This window comes from Blastococcus sp. CT_GayMR20 (assembly GCF_004570345.1).
The window spans coordinates 41,739-59,506 of the sequence record NZ_SPQM01000006.1 but is presented as its reverse complement, the minus strand read 5'-3'; the positions used below and the strand labels follow the sequence as shown (position 1 = coordinate 59,506).

Here is a 17,768-nt window from a genome sequence, read left to right as displayed (position 1 = left end):
CTGGGCGCCCTGCTGCAGGCCGCTGCGGGAATCGAACCCCGGCGGAGGTCGCCTGGCCGTATCTGCCGCCGACGCCGGGCGCTCCTCCCGGCATGGTCTTCCTGGTCGTCACCGTCGTGGCCGACGTGGCCGGCGTCGTCCTGCTGGGCGCGGCCCGGGGACTGGAGCGGCCGGCCCTCCTGCTCGCCGGGCTGCTGCTGCTCCTGTTCGGCTTCGTGATGTTCTCGTACGCCACACGGACGGTCCCGGCAGGTCTGGCCAACGCGGTGTGGGCCGGGGCGAGCATCGTGCTGGTGGTCCTCCTCGGCCGGATCTTCCTGAGCGAGACGATCTCGGCGGCGCAGTACGTCTGCCTGGGCCTGATCCTCGCCGGCACGCTGGGTATCTACCTCCTCGGCCGCGCACCGGTGTCATGACCAGCGTCACCGAGTCCACGTGGACCGTCCCGACTCCCGCCCAGCTGGGCACCGAACTGGCCGCCATCGACCTGCCGGCACTGGTCGGGCGGCACGGCACGCCGCTGCTGGTGCTGGACCCGGCGAGGATCGCCGAGCAGTACCGGGCACTGCGCCGGGCGCTGCCGGACGTGCGGCCGTACTACGCGGTGAAGGCCCTGTCGCACCGGGCGGCGCTGGCCGCGGTCCGCGACGAGGGCGGCTTCTTCGACGTCGCCTCTCCTCGGGAGGTCGCGCTGGTGACGGAGCTGGGCGTGGCCCCGGACCGGTGCATCTACACCCACCCGGTCAAGAAGCCGGCGGACGTCGCGGCAGCGGTGCGGTCGGGCATCCGGACGTTCGTCTTCGACAACGAGGCGGAGCTGGACAAGTTCGCCGGCCTCGAGCACGACGTCGAGCTGCTGCTGAGGCTCCAGTACCGCACGCCGCAGGCGCTCATCGACCTGTCCTACAAGTACGGCGCCCGGCCTGACGAAGCCCTCGATCTCCTTCGGACCGCGCAGCAGAAGGGCCTGCGGGTGACCGGCCTGTCGTTCCACCCCGGCAGCCAGCTGGCGAGCGCCGAGCCGCTGCTCCAGGACATCCAGCACGCGGCGATGCTGATCGACTGCCTGGCCGACGTGGGCGTGGACCTGGACGTCCTCGACATCGGCGGGGGCCTGCCGGTGCCCTACGACGCGGCCGTGCCGCACCTGGACAGCTTCGTGTCGGCGATCGCGGAGGAGATCCGCCCACTGACCCGACGCGGCATCCAGGTGATCTCCGAACCGGGGCGGTTCGTGGCCGCGCCCGCCATGCTGGCCGTGGCCGGCGTCGTGGGGGTCACCCGGCGCGGGGGGATGCCCTGGTACTACCTGGACGACGGCCTCTACGGCAGCTTCTCGAACGTGCTGAGCGACCACGTCCACCCCACGGTCTACGCGTACGACGCGGGGCTCGAGGAGCGGGAGACCCTCCCCAGCGTCCTGGCCGGCCCGACCTGCGACAGCACCGACGTGATCACCACCAGCGCGATGCTGCCGGCGATGGAGGTCGGCGACCTGGTGGTGGCGCCGTTCATGGGGGCCTACACCAGCGTGACGGCCTGCGAGTTCAACGGCCTGCCGAAAGCCACCGTGGTCGTCGTCTGACAGAGGCCCCCCTCCTCCTCACCCCTCGCAGTCTCGGGCGAGCCTCTGGAGGCGGCCTTCAGCCTGTGGGCCCGACGATGAACAGCGGGCGGAAGTGCTCGACGACGGGGAACGGGTCGTAGAAGGAGTGCAGCAGGCGCCGCCACTCCTGGTATCCCGGCGAGCCCCGGAAACCCTCCGTGTGGTCCTCGAGACGGTTCCACTCGACGAGCAGGAGGAACACGTTGTCCCGCTCCGTGCACCGCGACAGCAGCAGCCGCCGGAAGCCCGGCGACGAGGAGATGATCGGGGAAGCGGCCCGGAACGCCGCCTCGAACTCGGCCTCGCGGCCCGGGGTCACCGACAGCTCGGCGTGCTCGAGGATCACCCGGCGGAGGTTACGGGGAAGCAGGAGCCGGTCAGCGCGGTTGTCGCCAGGCAGCATCGAACGAGGAGGAACGCCGTGAGCACCACCGAGAGCAGCGACCTGGCCGCCCAGGAGCGCGCCCGCATCCGCGAGGTCCACCTCAAGCCCGCAGGAGAGCGACCGTCGTCGACGGCCCGCGGCCTGCACCACACCGCCCTGATCAGCAGCGACGTCGAGCGCACGGTGCGCTTCTACCAGGACGTGCTGGGCTTTCCGCTGACCGAGCTGATCGAGAACCGCGACTATCCGGGCTCCTCCCACTTCTTCTTCGACATCGGCAACGGCAACCTGCTCGCCTTCTTCGACTTCCCCGGCCTCGACGTCGGCCCGTACGCCGAGGTCCTCGGCGGGCTGCACCACATGGCCATCAGCGTCGACCCCGACCGCTGGGCGAAGCTGGTCGAGCGGCTCACCGAGGCCGGCGTCGAGCACGAGGTGCACAGCGGCGTCTCGGTCTACTTCCGTGACCCCGACGGCGCCCGCATCGAGCTGATCGCCGACCCGCTCGGCGAGATGTACGGCCAGCACGTCCTCTGACGCAAGCCGCTCCCCCGACGTGACGCAGCCGCCCCGTCCCGGCCCGGCCTCCCGAGTCTCCCTCCCGGCCCTCTCGCCGTCCTCGAAGCTCTACGTGGGCACCGAGGCCGGCGGCTCCGCCCTGCTCCTCGTGGCCACCCTCACGGCGCTGCTGTGGGCCAACTCCCCGTGGTCCGGCTCCTACGACGCGTTCTGGTCGACGACCGCCACCATCGGCGTCGGCGACCTGGCGCTGTCCATGGACCTCGAGCACTGGGTCAACGACGCCGCGATGGCGCTGTTCTTCCTGGTCGTCGGCCTGGAGATCACCCGCGAGGTGTCCACGGGCGAACTGCGCGACCGGCGGAACGTGGCGGCGCCGGCCCTCGGCGCCCTCGGCGGCCTGCTCGTGCCGGCCGCCGTCTACCTCGCCGTGAACCCCTCGGGCCCGGCCAGCGCCGGCTGGGGCATCGTCATGTCCACGGACACGGCGTTCGTCCTCGGCATCCTCGCGCTGTTCGGCCCGCGGTGCCCGGACCGGCTGCGGCTCTTCCTGCTCACCCTCGCGATCGTCGACGACATCGGTGCCATCTCCGTCATGGCGCTCGTCTACAGCGGGAACCTCGGCCTGACCGCCCTGGCCGTCTCCGGCGTGCTGGTCGCCGTCCTGGTGGGTCTCCGGTGGCTGGGTGTCTGGCGGCTGGCGCCCTACGTGGTCACCGGCATCGCGCTGTGGCTCGCCGTCCATGCCTCGGGCGTGCACGCCACGCTGGCCGGCGTCCTTGTGGGGCTGCTGCTGCCGTCGAAGCCGACGGCGCCGGAAGTGCTCGATCGCACCCGCGACTACGGCCGTGCGCTCCGCGAGGCGCCCGACCCGCAGCGGGCCCAGCTGGCCCGCCTCGCCGTCGCCGCCACCGTTCCGGCCGGCGCCCGGCTGCAGCAGACGCTGCACCGGTGGACCGCCTACGGCGTCGTCCCTGTCTTCGGTCTGGCCAACGCGGGTGTCCCGCTCGACCTCGAGACCCTGCGGACGGCGGCGACGTCGCCGGTGACCCTGGGCATCGCGGCCGCCCTCGTCGTCGGCAACGCGATCGGCATCACCGCCGGTGCCGCGGTCGCGCTGCGCACGGGCTGGGGCACGCTGCCCGGCGGCGTCCGCTGGTCGCACCTGATGGCCGGCGCGACGCTGGCCGGCATCGGCTTCACGATCTCGCTGTTCATCACCGATCTGGCGTTCACCGACGAGCGGCTGCGCGAGCAGGCGACCATCGGCATCCTCGCCGGCTCAGTGGTGGCAGCGGTCGCCGGTGTCGTCCTGCTCCGCGTCCTCGGCGAGCGCTTCTCGCTGTGCTCGCCGGAGTCCGAGGGGCCACCGGCGCTGCCGCCGCGGCCCTGGCTCGAGCCCTCCGTTCCCGCCTGACACGGCGCGGCGCAGGGCGCCGAGCTCCATCCGGCCGGAGAAACGGCGGCCGTCGACGAGGACGGTCGGCGTGCCGGCGACCCCGGCGGCCAGGCCGGCCGCGAAGTCGGCCTCGATCTTGTCACCGAACGGCTGCGCGGCCTGGCCGACCACCCGGTCGCCGTCCAGCCCGAGCTCCTCGGCGTAGGCGCGCAGGGCGGCGTCGTCGAGTCGCTCCTGCCGGACGAACAGGAGGTCGTGCATGGGCCAGAAGCCTCCTTGCGCGCCGGCCGCCTCCGCCGCGAGGGCGGCGGTCAATGCATACGGATGGCGCTCGGCCAGGGGGAAGTGCCGGAAGACCAGGCGGATCCCGCCGTCGGACTCCTCGACGAGGCGGCGGAGCACCGGCGCCGCGGCCGCGCAGTACGGGCACTCGTAGTCGCCGTACTCGACGACCGTGACCGGCGCCCCGGGATTCCCGAGCACGTGCTCGCCCGGCAGCCGCCGGACGGCGCTCTCCTCGGGGGTTGCCGTCACCGGCCCGGGGAGGTCACGAGGTCGGCGTACTCGGGGTGCTTCTCGATCCAGCCCCGCACGAACGAGCACTTCGGGACGACCGAGCCGCCCTTGGCGCGAACGTCGTCCAGCGCGCCCTGCACGAGCGTGCTGCCGAGGCCGGACCGCCCGCTGTCCTGGTCGACCTCGGTGTGGGTGAACACGGTGGTGTCGCCGTTGCGCTGGTAGTCGGCGTGGCCGAGCAGCTGCTCGCCGTCGCGGATCTCGTATCGGTCTGCTTCCGGGACGTCCCGGACGGTGGGCTCCATGCCGACGCCAACGGTTGCCCGGCGGCCGCTGTTCCGTCCCGTGGACGGAACGGGCCCGGTCACCGAGGTGACCGGGCCCTTCGTCGTAGCGGGGACAGGATTCGAACCTGTGACCTCTGGGTTATGAGCCCAGCGAGCTACCGAGCTGCTCCACCCCGCGTCGGCGCAACCCAGGCTACACGCCGCTCGGCGACCGCCTCCGGGCCCCTCGCGACGGCCCTCGTGACAGCCCCGTCACACAGGTCCCAGCGCCGCGCGCGCCTTCCCTGACCGCCCCGCGGCGCCGCTTACAGTCCGCACCGTGGCGGGGGGTGCAGCGATGAGCATGTTCGCCGGCCAGCCGCAGCCGGTGGAGATCCTCCACCGCGGCATCTGGTACTCCGGCGAGCTCATCGGCTGGCGTCACGAGGCGGACGGCCGGGTCGCCGCCCGGGTCCGCTGCCGCGTCGACGGACTGCGGCACTCCGCCTGGGTCGACCTGCAGACCCTGCGCCTGCCCGATCCCCAGCACCCGCCCCGCAAGGAGCGGTACCCGGCCGCCCTCCCGAAGGCCGCGGCGGACCCGGAGGACGACGCGACCCGCCCGCACTCCATGCTGGCCGGGCTCGGCAGCGCACGTCCCACCAAGCCCGTGCACGCCGTCACGCCGCCGCCGGCGCCGGCGGCCGTCGAGCCGTGGCACGAGCGGCCGCCGGTAGCCCGGCCGCAGTGGGACGAGCCCCGGTCCCGGCCGCGCCGCAACGAGCAGCTGCACCAGCTCGACGCGTACCTCAGCGTCGTCTGACGCGGCCGGCGCCGATCGTCGCTACGGCGATGCCGACAAGGCGTCGGTCAGCAACGCGACGAGCGCCTCGTGCTGCACGTCGGTCGAGGACGCGATCTCCTCGTCCGAGCCGTCGAGAGCCCGGGCGGCGAGCCCCGCCTTGCTGTCGATCAGCTCGGCGATCCGGGCGTCGATCGTCTGCGCCGCGATGATGCGCCACGCGGTCACCGGTTCCGCCTGACCGATCCGGTGACTGCGGTCGATGGCCTGGGTCTGCTCAGCGTCGGTCCAGGACAGCTCGGCGAGCACGATGTTGGACGCGACCTGCAGGTTGAGCCCCACGCCGGCCGCGGTCAGGGAGCAGACCGCGATGGCGACGTCCGGGTCCTTCACGAAGGCGTCGATGTTGCGCTGCCGCGCGGTCGACGTCTGGTCGCCACGGATCGAGGAGAACCGGATGCCCTGCTTGGCGAAGGTCTCCTCGGCCGCGTCCATGACGTCGATGTGCTTGGCGAAGAAGACCACCTTGCCCGCACTCCGGGCGAGCTGGGCGGCGTAGTCGGCGGCGAGCGGCGCCTTGGCCTGGCCGATGCGGCGCACCATGCTGAACACGTTCTCGCCGGTCGTCGAGGTGGCCGCGTCCTTCAGCTCCGCCCGCGCCACCCTGCGTACCAGGGCGTGGTCGATGCCCTCGACGAGGTCGGAGGAGCGGTTCGCGAGCGCGGTCTCGTACCGCGCCACCATCCGCCGGGCGAGATCCCGCTCGGCGGCCCGGATCGACCGTCCGGTCGGCCCGTCCAGCTCGACGGGCAGGTCGGCGACGCGGCGGGCGGGGATGTCGGCTGCCACGTCGACCTTGCGGCGGCGGACGACGCCGCGGTCGATGACGCACGCACGCGCGGCCGGGTAGAACCCGGGGTCAGCAGGTGTCAGGCCGGACTGCTCGAGCGCCTCCATCAGCTCGCCGATCGGCATGGCCTCGTCGATCCAGCCCAGGAACTGCCAGATCGCCCGGAAGTCCTCGATGTCGTTGATCAGCGGGGTGCCGGTGAGGGCCATCAGCAGGGGACGCCCGGTGCGGGCACGGATGCGCTCGGAGAGCTCGAGGACGTGCTGCGAGCGCTGGGACGTCTTGTTCTTGATGAAGTGTGCCTCGTCGACCACCATGCCGCGGAAGCCGAAGTCGCCGATCCACCCCACGTGCCGGTCGAGCACCTCGTAGTTGACGACGACGATGTCGGCGAAGCCGTCGATGGTGTTCCCGTCGCCGTGGATCACCGTGGCCGCGCGATGGGGCGTCCACAGTCCCGCCTCGCGCGCCCAGTTGGTCTTGACGACGTTCGGCACGACCACGAGCAGCGGGTAGGCGTTCGCCGCCTCCGCGGCCAGCAGGGCCTGGGCCGTCTTGCCCAGGCCCGGCTCGTCGGCGAGCAGGAAGGTCCGATGACCGGAAGCGACGGCAGCCACCAGTTGTGCCTGGTGCGGCATGAGCTCCCGACCGCCGGGCGCGCGCAGGGACGACGGCGCCGGGAGGGCCATGCAGGCCGAGGCTCCGGCGCCGGCGCGCTCGAACGAACTGAGGAGCGGGCCGAGCAGCTCCCACCCGGCGAGGCGGCGTGGGCGGACCGTGGTCTGCCGCACCGCATCGAAGTCCGGGGCGAGGAACGGGTTGGCCAGCTGCCGGGAGACCACCGACTGGGGCACGACCCGGCGCTCGGGAACGGCGGGCGCGGCGACCGGCTCCGCCGGCGTGGGCGCCTCGGGGGTCGGCTCCACGCCGGCGGTGCGCAGCATCTCGCGCGTGAGCGATCGGGCCGCATCCGAGACGACGGCGTCGTCGGAGAGGAAGGCCAGGAGGCCGGTGTCCCGCACCGCTGTCTTGGCGAGGATGGTGGCCACGCCGTCGAGGCGCCTGAGTTGCTCCGACCGGCGGGCGTCCCCCATGGCCGCGTCGGCCTTGATCCGGGCATGCTCCTCGCGGACGAGGAGTCCCACGGCCTGGAACTTCGTGCGGACGGCCGGCGTCACGCGGCCGCGCTCGACGGCGGCCTCCACCTCACGGACGGCGCGGGCGAGCTCCGCGATGACGTCACCGTCCCGGACCCGCCGCTGGTTCCGCGGGGCACTGCGGCGAGCGCCGTTCTGGCCTCGGCCCCCTCGAGCCACGGATCCCTCCTCTGGCATGCCCGGCGACCTGCGGCCGGACGCCGCAGATCGTCCCGCGTGCCGGCCCCCGGCGATGCGCCGCCCCGAACCGCCTTCCGGTGGCCGTCTGCACACAGATGGAAACGGCCCCCACATGGGACTGTGGGGGCCGTTCCGTCGTTGTAGCGGGGGCAGGATTCGAACCTGCGACCTCTGGGTTATGAGCCCAGCGAGCTACCGAGCTGCTCCACCCCGCGTCGGTAGAGCCCACCTTACACGCCCGGGACGGAGGGAGGGTGCGGGGTTGCCCACACCCTCCCTCCCGCTCACCCGCCGGGGGTGGCGCCGGCCGCCCCCTGCGCGGCCTGGTACGCCTCGACCGCGGTGCCCAGGTTCTCGAGCGCCTGACCCTGCGCACTGAAGTCGCCGGCGCGCTGCGCTGCGGCCAGTTCCTCCAGGGCGGCGTTGATGTCGCTCACCGCCTCGTCGAGACCGGGGGCGGCCGGTGTCCCGCCGTCGGCCGGTGGCGTCGTCGGGGTGGTGGGCGTGGTCGGCTCGGCGGGATCGGTCGGGTCGTCGGTGGCGGCGTTCTCGTCCGTCGCGGACTCCCCCGCTCCCGCGCCGAAGACCTGGTCGAGCGCCTCCTCCAGCGTGTCGGCGTACCCGATCCGGTCGCCGAAGTTGACCAGGACCTTCTGCAGCAGCGGGAAGCCGCCCTCGCCGGTGCCGCGCACGTACAGCGGCTCGACGTACAGCAGACCGGCGTCGCCGATGGGCAGGGTCAGGAGGTTGCCGAACACCGGGTCGGAGTTCTCGCTGTTGAACAGGGTCAGGTCCGGTCGGACCTGGTTGTTGGACTCGAACGAGTTCTGGACCTGCCCCGGTCCCCGGAACGGGGTGTTGCCCGGCAGCCGCAGCACCTGGATCTCGCCGTAGGTCTCCGGGGCGCTGGAGGCGGAGATGAAGGCCGAGAGGTTGTCCCGCTGGAAGGCGTTGAGGGCGCTGGTCAGCTGGAAGCTGGCCTCGTCGTCGTTCGGCCGCTGCGCCAGGATGTAGTACGGCGGCTGGTCCTCCTCGGTGTTCCGCGTCGGGTCGTCGGGGATCTGCCAGCGGTCGTTGGCGTTGTAGAAGTCCACCGGGTCGTCGACGTGGTAGCGGGTGAGGATCTCCCGCTGCACCTTGAACAGGTCCTCCGGGTACCGCACGTGGCTGTTCAGCTCGTCGGAGATCGCGCTCTTCGGCTGGACGACGCCCGGGAAGGCCTTCATGTAGGTCTGCAGCACCGGGTCCTCGGTGTCCCACTCGTACAGCGTCACGGTGCCGTCGTGCGCGTCGACCGTCGCCTTCACCGAGTTGCGGATGTAGTTGAAGGTCTCGTTCGGCAGCGCCGTGGTACCGGTGCCCGTCAGCGCGTCCGACGCCGCCTCGCCCAGCTCCATCTGCTCGGCGTACGGGTAGGAGTCCGACGTCGTGTAGCCGTCGAGCATCCAGACGATCCGGCCGTCGATCACCGCCGGGTACGGGTCGCCGTCGACCTCGAGGAAGGGCGCGGCCTTCTCGACCCGCTCGCGCGGGTCACGCACGTAGAGGACCTTCGATTCCTCGTTGACGGCGTTGGACAGCAGGAAGTTGCGCTCGCGGTAGTAGATGGCGAACGTCAGCTGCCGGAAGAAGCTGCCGACCGACACCCCGCCCTCGCCGTTGTAGGTGTTGTTGATCTGGCCTTCGTCGTCCGAGCCGCCCTCGGGCTGGTCGAACTCCTGGGGCCGGGCGCCCTCCGGGGCGCCGACCACCGAGTAGTCCCGCATCAGCTCGCCGTAGTAGATGCGCGGCTCCTCGACCTCGATGTCGCCCCGCACCGGCAGGTCGCGCGTCGTGAAGTTGGGCTCCCCACCTTCGGTGCCGGCCACGACCTCGTTCGCCGGCGCGGCCACGAACCCGTTGCCGTGCGTGTAGACCGTGTGCCGGTTGATCCAGGTGCTCTGGTTCTCCGACAGGCCGGCGCTGTTGAGCTCGCGCACGGCGACGACGTAGTCGCGGACCTCGCCGTTGACCGTGTAGCGGTCGATGTCCAGCTTCTCCGGGAAGCCGTACACGTTCCGGATCTGCTGGCGGGCGGTGAAGGTGTCGGCCAGGACGTTGGGGTCCAGCAGCCGCGCGTTCGGAATCGTCTGCGTGTCGTTGCGCAGCTCGGCCAGGGCCGCAGAGGTGTCGACCTCCTCGCCGGTCGCCTCCTGCGCGTAGTCGACGTACTCGATGTCGGCGAGGTTGTAGGCGTCGCGCGTCGCGGCGATCGCCCGGTCGATGTAGGGAGCTTCCTTCTCGTTGGCACTGGGCTTGACCACGAACTGCTGCACGATCGCGGGGTAGGCCACGCCGATGACGAGGCTGGAGATCAGCAGCAGCACCAGCGCGGCGGCCGGCAGCAGGAAGTTGCGCACGAAGATGTTGGCGAAGAAGGCCAGTGCGCAGACGGCGGCGACGAACACCAGGATCGTCTTCGGCACGAGCAGCGCGTTGACGTCGGTGTAGCTGGCGCCGGTGAAGACCTCACCGCGGTCGGAGTAGACGAGCCCGTAGCGGTCCAGCCAGTAGGCGACCGCCTTCAGCGCGACGAAGAGCCCGAGCAGCACCGACAGCTGCACCCGCGCCGCGGCGGTCAGCTTCTGCCCCGGCGTCTGCAGCCGCAGCCCGCCGAAGACGTAGTGGGTGAGCACCGAGCCGATCAGCGCCAGCAGCACGATCGCGAACCCGAACCCCAGCGCCAGCCGGTAGAAGGGGTAGTCGAAGACGAAGAACGACACGTCGACGCCGAACTCCGGGTCGGTGCGCCCGAACGGGGTGCTGTTGCGGAAGCCGAGCCACGTCTGCCAGCTGCCCTGCGCGGTGAACCCGGCGAACAGCCCGAGGACGACGGCGACGGCGGTGAGCACCAGACCGCGGCGCGGCTCGAGCGACTGGCGGTAGCGCTCCAGGTTCTGCTGCTCCAGCGACATCGGCCGGAACGTGGGCCGGAACCGGTACGCCAGGTAGATCGCCAGCGCGACCAGGCCGCCGGTGGCGACGCCGGCCACGGCGAACAGCAGCGCACGCGTCTGCAGCTCGGTCCAGAAGACCTTGGTGTAGTCCGTCTCGTCGAACCAGAGGTAGTCCACGTAGACGTTCGTCAGCGTGCCGATGGCCGTGAACAGCACCAGCAGGACGCCGATGGCGCCGAGGACCAGCTTGGCGCGCCGCGACAGGGTCGGCACCGGCACGGGGGGCCGCATGGCCACGAGCGCTCTCCTTCGTGTTGCAACATCCGGCCACGGCACCGCCGCAGCCACGTGTGGTCGGACCCGGCGCCCTCAGGCGCGGTCCCCGCTCATCCCAGCACAACGCTCAGGGCGCGCCCGGGTTCCCATCGCCCCGACAGGCCGTGCCGACGGGCCTCCCAGGCAGTCCCGGACCCTCAGCAGGGCTCCGGCGTCCGGCCGGCCTCGAAGTCGGCCAGCGCGTCGAGGGCGTCCTCCAGGGTGGCGACCCGCGCCAGGGGGAAATCGGGCTCGGCCACGCCCAGCGCCTCCTCGCAGTTCCCGGCGGGCACCAGGAAGAGCTCGGCGTCGATCTCGGCGGCCGCGACCATCTTCAGCGTGATCCCGCCGATGGGGCCCACGTTCCCGTCCGCGTCGATCGTCCCGGTGCCCGCGACGATGGCGCCGCCGGTCAGGTCGTCGTCCCCCACGAGGTCGAGGATGCCGAGCGTCAGCATCAGGCCGGCCGACGGACCGCCGACGTCCTCCACCTGGATGTCGACGTCGAAGGGCGCCGAGGGCTGCTCGAGGATCGTGATGCCGAGGAGCGAGCCGTCGCCGTCCTCGGCGGACTTCGTCGTCACGGTGGCGGAGCCCGGCGCGCCGAGCCGGGTGTAGGAGACGGTCACGTCCGAGCCGCCGGGGATGTCGTCGTGCAGGGCTTCGCCGAGGACTCGCCGTCGGAGGACGCACTCGAGGAGGGCGACGCCCTGGAGGCGATCGACGGCCGTCCCGTGCCCGACGTCGACGCCCTCGACGCAGTGCTCGACGACATCCCCGGCGGCTCGGACGTGACCGTCTCCTACACCCGGCTCGGCGCGCCGGGCTCCGCCACCGTGACGACGAAGTCCGCCGAGGACGGCGACGGCTCGCTCCTCGGCATCACGATCCTCGAGCAGCCCTCGGCGCCCTTCGACGTCGACATCCAGGTGGAGGACGTCGGCGGTCCGTCGGCCGGCCTGATGCTGACGCTCGGCATCCTCGACCTCGTGGGGGACGACGACCTGACCGGCGGCGCCATCGTCGCGGGCACCGGGACGATCGACGCGGACGGGAACGTGGGCCCCATCGGCGGGATCACGCTGAAGATGGTCGCGGCCGCCGAGATCGACGCCGAGCTCTTCCTGGTGCCCGCCGGGAACTGCGAGGAGGCGCTGGGCGTGGCCGAGCCCGATTTCCCCCTGGCGCGGGTCGCCACCCTGGAGGACGCCCTCGACGCGCTGGCCGACTTCGAGGCCGGCCGGACGCCGGAGCCCTGCTGAGGGTCCGGGACTGCCTGGGAGGCCCGTCGGCACGGCCTGTCGGGGCGATGGGAACCCGGGCGCGCCCTGAGCGTTGTGCTGGGATGAGCGGGGACCGCGCCTGAGGGCGCCGGGTCCGACCACACGTGGCTGCGGCGGTGCCGTGGCCGGATGTTGCAACACGAAGGAGAGCGCTCGTGGCCATGCGGCCCCCCGTGCCGGTGCCGACCCTGTCGCGGCGCGCCAAGCTGGTCCTCGGCGCCATCGGCGTCCTGCTGGTGCTGTTCACGGCCATCGGCACGCTGACGAACGTCTACGTGGACTACCTCTGGTTCGACGAGACGGACTACACCAAGGTCTTCTGGACCGAGCTGCAGACGCGTGCGCTGCTGTTCGCCGTGGCCGGCGTCGCCACCGGCGGCCTGGTCGCGCTGGCGATCTACCTGGCGTACCGGTTCCGGCCCACGTTCCGGCCGATGTCGCTGGAGCAGCAGAACCTGGAGCGCTACCGCCAGTCGCTCGAGCCGCGCCGCGGTCTGGTGCTCACCGCCGTCGCCGTCGTCCTCGGGCTGTTCGCCGGGTTCACCGCGCAGGGCAGCTGGCAGACGTGGCTCGGCTTCCGCAACAGCACCCCGTTCGGGCGCACCGACCCGGAGTTCGGCGTCGACGTGTCGTTCTTCGTCTTCGACTACCCCTTCTACCGGCTGGCGCTGGGGTTCGGGTTCGCGATCGTGCTGCTGGCGCTGATCGGCTCGGTGCTCACCCACTACGTCTTCGGCGGGCTGCGGCTGCAGACGCCGGGGCAGAAGCTGACCGCCGCGGCGCGGGTGCAGCTGTCGGTGCTGCTCGGGCTCTTCGTCGCGCTGAAGGCGGTCGCCTACTGGCTGGACCGCTACGGGCTCGTCTACTCCGACCGCGGTGAGGTCTTCACCGGCGCCAGCTACACCGACGTCAACGCGCTGCTCGTGCCGAAGACGATCCTGGTGTTCGTCGCCGCCGTCTGCGCACTGGCCTTCTTCGCCAACATCTTCGTGCGCAACTTCCTGCTGCCGGCCGCCGCGCTGGTGCTGCTGCTGATCTCCAGCCTCGTCATCGGCGTGGCCTACCCCGCGATCGTGCAGCAGTTCGTGGTCAAGCCCAGTGCCAACGAGAAGGAAGCTCCCTACATCGACCGGGCGATCGCCGCGACGCGCGACGCCTACAACCTCGCCGACATCGAGTACGTCGACTACGCGCAGGAGGCGACCGGCGAGGAGGTCGACACCTCTGCGGCCCTGGCCGAGCTGCGCAACGACACGCAGACGATTCCGAACGCGCGGCTGCTGGACCCCAACGTCCTGGCCGACACCTTCACCGCCCGCCAGCAGATCCGGAACGTGTACGGCTTCCCGGAGAAGCTGGACATCGACCGCTACACGGTCAACGGCGAGGTCCGCGACTACGTCGTCGCCGTGCGCGAGCTCAACAGCGCCGGCCTGTCGGAGAACCAGAGCACCTGGATCAACCGGCACACGGTCTACACGCACGGCAACGGGTTCGTGGCCGCGCCGGCGAACGAGGTCGTGGCCGGCACCGAAGGTGGGGAGCCCAACTTCACGACGCGCGACCTGCCGGTGCGGGGCGACATCGAGGTCGAGGAGCCGCGCATCTACTACGGCGAGCTGATGCGGGACTACTCGGTGGTCGGCGCCCCGGAGGGCGCCCGGCCCCAGGAGTTCGACCAGCCCGAGGGCGGCTCGGACGACGAAGGCCAGATCAACAACACCTACAACGGCGAGGGCGGGGTGTCGGTCGGCAGCTTCTTCCGGCAGCTGACGTTCGCCATCTACTACCGCGAGCGCAACTTCCTGCTGTCCAACGCCGTCAACGAGGAATCGAAGGTCCTCTACGTGCGTGACCCGCGCGAGCGGGTCGAGAAGGCCGCGCCCTTCCTCGAGGTCGACGGCGACCCGTACCCGGCGGTGATCGACGGCCGGATCGTCTGGATGCTCGACGGCTACACGACGTCGGACTCCTACCCGTACGCCGAGCAGATGGAGCTGGGCGAGGCGGCGTCGGACGCGCTGACGGGCACCGGTACCACGGCGCTGCCGAACGAGACCTTCAACTACATCCGCAACTCGGTGAAGGCGACGGTCGACGCGCACGACGGCACCGTGACGCTGTACGAGTGGGACACCGAGGACCCGGTGCTGCAGACCTACATGAAGGCCTTCCCGGGCGTCGTCCAGCCGAAGAGCGCGATCTCCGACGAGCTGAACAGCCACGTGCGGTACCCGGAGGACCTGTTCAAGGTGCAGCGGGAGATCCTCACCCGCTACCACGTCGACGACCCGGTGGACTTCTACAACGCCAACGACCGCTGGCAGATCCCCGACGACCCGACGCGGAACACCGAGGAGGACCAGCCGCCGTACTACATCCTGGCGCAGCGGCCGAACGACGACGAGGCCAGCTTCCAGCTGACCAGCGCCCTCAACGCCTTCCAGCGGGACAACCTCTCGGCCTTCATCTCCGCCTCCAGCGCCCCGGAGACCTACGGCGAGATCCAGGTGCTGCGGCTGCCGGGCAACACCCCGTTCCGGGGACCGGGGCAGGTCCAGAACTCGTTCGAGTCCAACAACCAGGTCCGACCGGACCTGACCCTGTTCAACAGCGAGAACTCCGACCCGGTGTTCGGCAACCTCCTGACCCTGCCCATCGGCGACGCCGGTCTGCTGTACGTCGAGCCGCTGTACGTGCGCGGCACCGGCGAGGGCGGCTTCCCGCTGCTGCAGAAGGTCCTGGTCAACTTCGGCGACCGGATCGGGTACGCCGACACGCTGGAGGAGGCGCTCGACCAGGTCTTCGGCGCGGGAGCGGGGGAGTCCGCGACGGACGAGAACGCCGCCACCGACGACCCGACCGATCCCGCCGAGCCGACCACGCCCACCACCCCGACGACGCCACCGGCCGACGGCGGGACACCGGCCGCCCCCGGTCTCGACGAGGCGGTGAGCGACATCAACGCCGCCCTGGAGGAACTGGCCGCAGCGCAGCGCGCCGGCGACTTCAGTGCGCAGGGTCAGGCGCTCGAGAACCTGGGCACCGCGGTCGAGGCGTACCAGGCCGCGCAGGGGGCGGCCGGCGCCACCCCCGGCGGGTGAGCGGGAGGGAGGGTGTGGGCAACCCCGCACCCTCCCTCCGTCCCGGGCGTGTAAGGTGGGCTCTACCGACGCGGGGTGGAGCAGCTCGGTAGCTCGCTGGGCTCATAACCCAGAGGTCGCAGGTTCGAATCCTGCCCCCGCTACAACGACGGAACGGCCCCCACAGTCCCATGTGGGGGCCGTTTCCATCTGTGTGCAGACGGCCACCGGAAGGCGGTTCGGGGCGGCGCATCGCCGGGGGCCGGCACGCGGGACGATCTGCGGCGTCCGGCCGCAGGTCGCCGGGCATGCCAGAGGAGGGATCCGTGGCTCGAGGGGGCCGAGGCCAGAACGGCGCTCGCCGCAGTGCCCCGCGGAACCAGCGGCGGGTCCGGGACGGTGACGTCATCGCGGAGCTCGCCCGCGCCGTCCGTGAGGTGGAGGCCGCCGTCGAGCGCGGCCGCGTGACGCCGGCCGTCCGCACGAAGTTCCAGGCCGTGGGACTCCTCGTCCGCGAGGAGCATGCCCGGATCAAGGCCGACGCGGCCATGGGGGACGCCCGCCGGTCGGAGCAACTCAGGCGCCTCGACGGCGTGGCCACCATCCTCGCCAAGACAGCGGTGCGGGACACCGGCCTCCTGGCCTTCCTCTCCGACGACGCCGTCGTCTCGGATGCGGCCCGATCGCTCACGCGCGAGATGCTGCGCACCGCCGGCGTGGAGCCGACCCCCGAGGCGCCCACGCCGGCGGAGCCGGTCGCCGCGCCCGCCGTTCCCGAGCGCCGGGTCGTGCCCCAGTCGGTGGTCTCCCGGCAGCTGGCCAACCCGTTCCTCGCCCCGGACTTCGATGCGGTGCGGCAGACCACGGTCCGCCCACGCCGCCTCGCCGGGTGGGAGCTGCTCGGCCCGCTCCTCAGTTCGTTCGAGCGCGCCGGCGCCGGAGCCTCGGCCTGCATGGCCCTCCCGGCGCCGTCGTCCCTGCGCGCGCCCGGCGGTCGGGAGCTCATGCCGCACCAGGCACAACTGGTGGCTGCCGTCGCTTCCGGTCATCGGACCTTCCTGCTCGCCGACGAGCCGGGCCTGGGCAAGACGGCCCAGGCCCTGCTGGCCGCGGAGGCGGCGAACGCCTACCCGCTGCTCGTGGTCGTGCCGAACGTCGTCAAGACCAACTGGGCGCGCGAGGCGGGACTGTGGACGCCCCATCGCGCGGCCACGGTGATCCACGGCGACGGGAACACCATCGACGGCTTCGCCGACATCGTCGTCGTCAACTACGAGGTGCTCGACCGGCACGTGGGGTGGATCGGCGACTTCGGCTTCCGCGGCATGGTGGTCGACGAGGCACACTTCATCAAGAACAAGACGTCCCAGCGCTCGCAGCACGTCCTCGAGCTCTCCGAGCGCATCCGTGCCCGCACCGGGCGTCCCCTGCTGATGGCCCTCACCGGCACCCCGCTGATCAACGACATCGAGGACTTCCGGGCGATCTGGCAGTTCCTGGGCTGGATCGACGAGGCCATGCCGATCGGCGAGCTGATGGAGGCGCTCGAGCAGTCCGGCCTGACACCTGCTGACCCCGGGTTCTACCCGGCCGCGCGTGCGTGCGTCATCGACCGCGGCGTCGTCCGCCGCCGCAAGGTCGACGTGGCAGCCGACATCCCCGCCCGCCGCGTCGCCGACCTGCCCGTCGAGCTGGACGGGCCGACCGGACGGTCGATCCGGGCCGCCGAGCGGGATCTCGCCCGGCGGATGGTGGCGCGGTACGAGACCGCGCTCGCGAACCGCTCCTCCGACCTCGTCGAGGGCATCGACCACGCCCTGGTACGCAGGGTGGCGCGGGCGGAGCTGAAGGACGCGGCCACCTCGACGACCGGCGAGAACGTGTTCAGCATGGTGCGCCGCATCGGCCAGGCCAAGGCGCCGCTCGCCGCCGACTACGCCGCCCAGCTCGCCCGGAGTGCGGGCAAGGTGGTCTTCTTCGCCAAGCACATCGACGTCATGGACGCGGCCGAGGAGACCTTCGCCAAGCAGGGCATCCGGTTCTCCTCGATCCGTGGCGACCAGACGTCGACCGCGCGGCAGCGCAACATCGACGCCTTCGTGAAGGACCCGGACGTCGCCATCGCGGTCTGCTCCCTGACCGCGGCCGGCGTGGGGCTCAACCTGCAGGTCGCGTCCAACATCGTGCTCGCCGAGCTGTCCTGGACCGACGCTGAGCAGACCCAGGCCATCGACCGCAGTCACCGGATCGGTCAGGCGGAACCGGTGACCGCGTGGCGCATCATCGCGGCGCAGACGATCGACGCCCGGATCGCCGAGCTGATCGACAGCAAGGCGGGGCTCGCCGCCCGGGCTCTCGACGGCTCGGACGAGGAGATCGCGTCCTCGACCGACGTGCAGCACGAGGCGCTCGTCGCGTTGCTGACCGACGCCTTGTCGGCATCGCCGTAGCGACGATCGGCGCCGGCCGCG

Annotated in this window: 13 protein-coding genes, 3 tRNA genes and 1 pseudogene; 9 read left to right on the top strand and 8 right to left on the bottom strand. The window is 71.7% G+C overall.

Annotated features, from left to right (window positions below; all coding sequences use genetic code 11):
• The first annotated feature begins 92 nt into the window (after positions 1-92).
• Together E4P40_RS27885 and E4P40_RS02945 are read left to right on the top strand one after the other, a co-directional pair.
• On the top strand, positions 93-416 hold the full coding sequence (locus E4P40_RS27885) for an SMR family transporter (RefSeq protein WP_167762086.1): 324 nt from the start codon (positions 93-95) through the stop codon (positions 414-416).
• Positions 413-1,585 (top strand): type III PLP-dependent enzyme, encoded by a 1,173-nt coding sequence (locus E4P40_RS02945; RefSeq protein ID WP_135157181.1) that lies wholly within the window; start codon positions 413-415, stop codon positions 1,583-1,585. Before E4P40_RS27885 ends, E4P40_RS02945 begins: the two co-directional genes overlap by 4 nt.
• A gap of 58 nt (positions 1,586-1,643) precedes the next feature.
• On the opposite strand, the gene E4P40_RS02940 is transcribed toward E4P40_RS02945, so the two are convergent.
• Positions 1,644-1,952, bottom strand: a complete 309-nt coding sequence (locus E4P40_RS02940; protein WP_135157183.1) for an antibiotic biosynthesis monooxygenase — start codon at positions 1,950-1,952, stop codon at positions 1,644-1,646.
• Positions 1,953-2,027: 75 nt separating this feature from the next.
• Here E4P40_RS02940 and E4P40_RS02935 point away from each other — a divergent pair, with 75 nt between their 5' ends.
• Both E4P40_RS02935 and nhaA read left to right on the top strand, forming a co-directional pair.
• On the top strand, positions 2,028-2,528 hold the full coding sequence (locus E4P40_RS02935) for a VOC family protein (protein ID WP_135157185.1): 501 nt from the start codon (positions 2,028-2,030) through the stop codon (positions 2,526-2,528).
• Positions 2,529-2,547: 19 nt separating this feature from the next.
• A pseudogene (gene nhaA / locus E4P40_RS02930) lies at positions 2,548-3,768 on the top strand (Na+/H+ antiporter NhaA); the annotation flags it as partial.
• 24 nt (positions 3,769-3,792) lie between these two features.
• Here the strand turns inward: nhaA and E4P40_RS28755 are convergent.
• From E4P40_RS28755 to E4P40_RS02915, 3 genes are all read right to left on the bottom strand, one after another.
• Positions 3,793-4,443, bottom strand: a complete 651-nt coding sequence (locus E4P40_RS28755; protein ID WP_245160103.1) for a thioredoxin domain-containing protein — start codon at positions 4,441-4,443, stop codon at positions 3,793-3,795.
• Positions 4,440-4,730: a GNAT family N-acetyltransferase gene (locus tag E4P40_RS02920; protein ID WP_135157189.1), complete on the bottom strand. Its 291-nt coding sequence runs from the start codon at positions 4,728-4,730 to the stop codon at positions 4,440-4,442. Before E4P40_RS02920 ends, E4P40_RS28755 begins: the two co-directional genes overlap by 4 nt.
• A gap of 86 nt (positions 4,731-4,816) precedes the next feature.
• Positions 4,817-4,890, bottom strand: a tRNA-Met gene (locus tag E4P40_RS02915).
• 141 nt (positions 4,891-5,031) lie between these two features.
• Between E4P40_RS02915 and E4P40_RS02910 the strand changes: the two genes are divergently transcribed.
• On the top strand, positions 5,032-5,514 hold the full coding sequence (locus E4P40_RS02910; RefSeq protein WP_135157191.1) for a hypothetical protein: 483 nt from the start codon (positions 5,032-5,034) through the stop codon (positions 5,512-5,514).
• Positions 5,515-5,535: 21 nt separating this feature from the next.
• Here E4P40_RS02910 and E4P40_RS02905 read toward each other — a convergent pair whose 3' ends face one another.
• The 4 genes from E4P40_RS02905 to E4P40_RS28750 all read right to left on the bottom strand — a co-directional run bounded on the left by E4P40_RS02905 (position 5,536) and on the right by E4P40_RS28750 (position 11,560).
• A complete protein-coding gene (locus E4P40_RS02905; RefSeq protein ID WP_135157193.1) occupies positions 5,536-7,659 on the bottom strand; it encodes a DEAD/DEAH box helicase in 2,124 nt (707 codons plus the stop codon).
• 162 nt (positions 7,660-7,821) lie between these two features.
• Positions 7,822-7,895 (bottom strand) — tRNA-Met (locus E4P40_RS02900).
• A 69-nt stretch (positions 7,896-7,964) separates the two neighbouring features.
• Positions 7,965-10,907, bottom strand: coding sequence for a UPF0182 family protein (locus tag E4P40_RS02895; protein WP_245160106.1), 2,943 nt, complete (start codon positions 10,905-10,907; stop codon positions 7,965-7,967).
• 182 nt (positions 10,908-11,089) lie between these two features.
• A complete protein-coding gene (locus E4P40_RS28750; RefSeq protein WP_245160105.1) occupies positions 11,090-11,560 on the bottom strand; it encodes a S16 family serine protease in 471 nt (156 codons plus the stop codon).
• Positions 11,561-11,584: 24 nt separating this feature from the next.
• On the opposite strand from E4P40_RS28750, the gene E4P40_RS28745 reads away from it, so the two are divergent.
• The 4 genes from E4P40_RS28745 to E4P40_RS02875 all read left to right on the top strand — a co-directional run bounded on the left by E4P40_RS28745 (position 11,585) and on the right by E4P40_RS02875 (position 17,747).
• A complete protein-coding gene (locus E4P40_RS28745) occupies positions 11,585-12,193 on the top strand; it encodes a S16 family serine protease (protein ID WP_245160104.1) in 609 nt (202 codons plus the stop codon).
• Between the two features lie 182 nt (positions 12,194-12,375).
• A complete protein-coding gene (locus E4P40_RS02885) occupies positions 12,376-15,318 on the top strand; it encodes a UPF0182 family protein (RefSeq protein ID WP_245160106.1) in 2,943 nt (980 codons plus the stop codon).
• Between the two features lie 69 nt (positions 15,319-15,387).
• Positions 15,388-15,461, top strand: a tRNA-Met gene (locus E4P40_RS02880).
• A 162-nt stretch (positions 15,462-15,623) separates the two neighbouring features.
• Positions 15,624-17,747 carry a DEAD/DEAH box helicase gene (locus E4P40_RS02875; protein ID WP_135157193.1) on the top strand — a complete coding sequence of 708 codons (2,124 nt, stop codon included), beginning with the start codon at positions 15,624-15,626 and terminating at the stop codon, positions 17,745-17,747.
• The last annotated feature ends 21 nt before the right edge of the window (positions 17,748-17,768 follow it).

Coding starts and splice junctions, on each gene's coding strand:
- E4P40_RS02920 (WP_135157189.1), bottom strand. CDS start 4,730: ATGGAGCCCACCGTCCGGGACGTCCCGGAAGCAGACCGATACGAGATC.
- E4P40_RS27885 (WP_167762086.1), top strand. CDS start 93: ATGGTCTTCCTGGTCGTCACCGTCGTGGCCGACGTGGCCGGCGTCGTC.
- E4P40_RS02895 (WP_245160106.1), bottom strand. CDS start 10,907: ATGCGGCCCCCCGTGCCGGTGCCGACCCTGTCGCGGCGCGCCAAGCTG.
- E4P40_RS02885 (WP_245160106.1), top strand. CDS start 12,376: ATGCGGCCCCCCGTGCCGGTGCCGACCCTGTCGCGGCGCGCCAAGCTG.
- E4P40_RS02945 (WP_135157181.1), top strand. CDS start 413: ATGACCAGCGTCACCGAGTCCACGTGGACCGTCCCGACTCCCGCCCAG.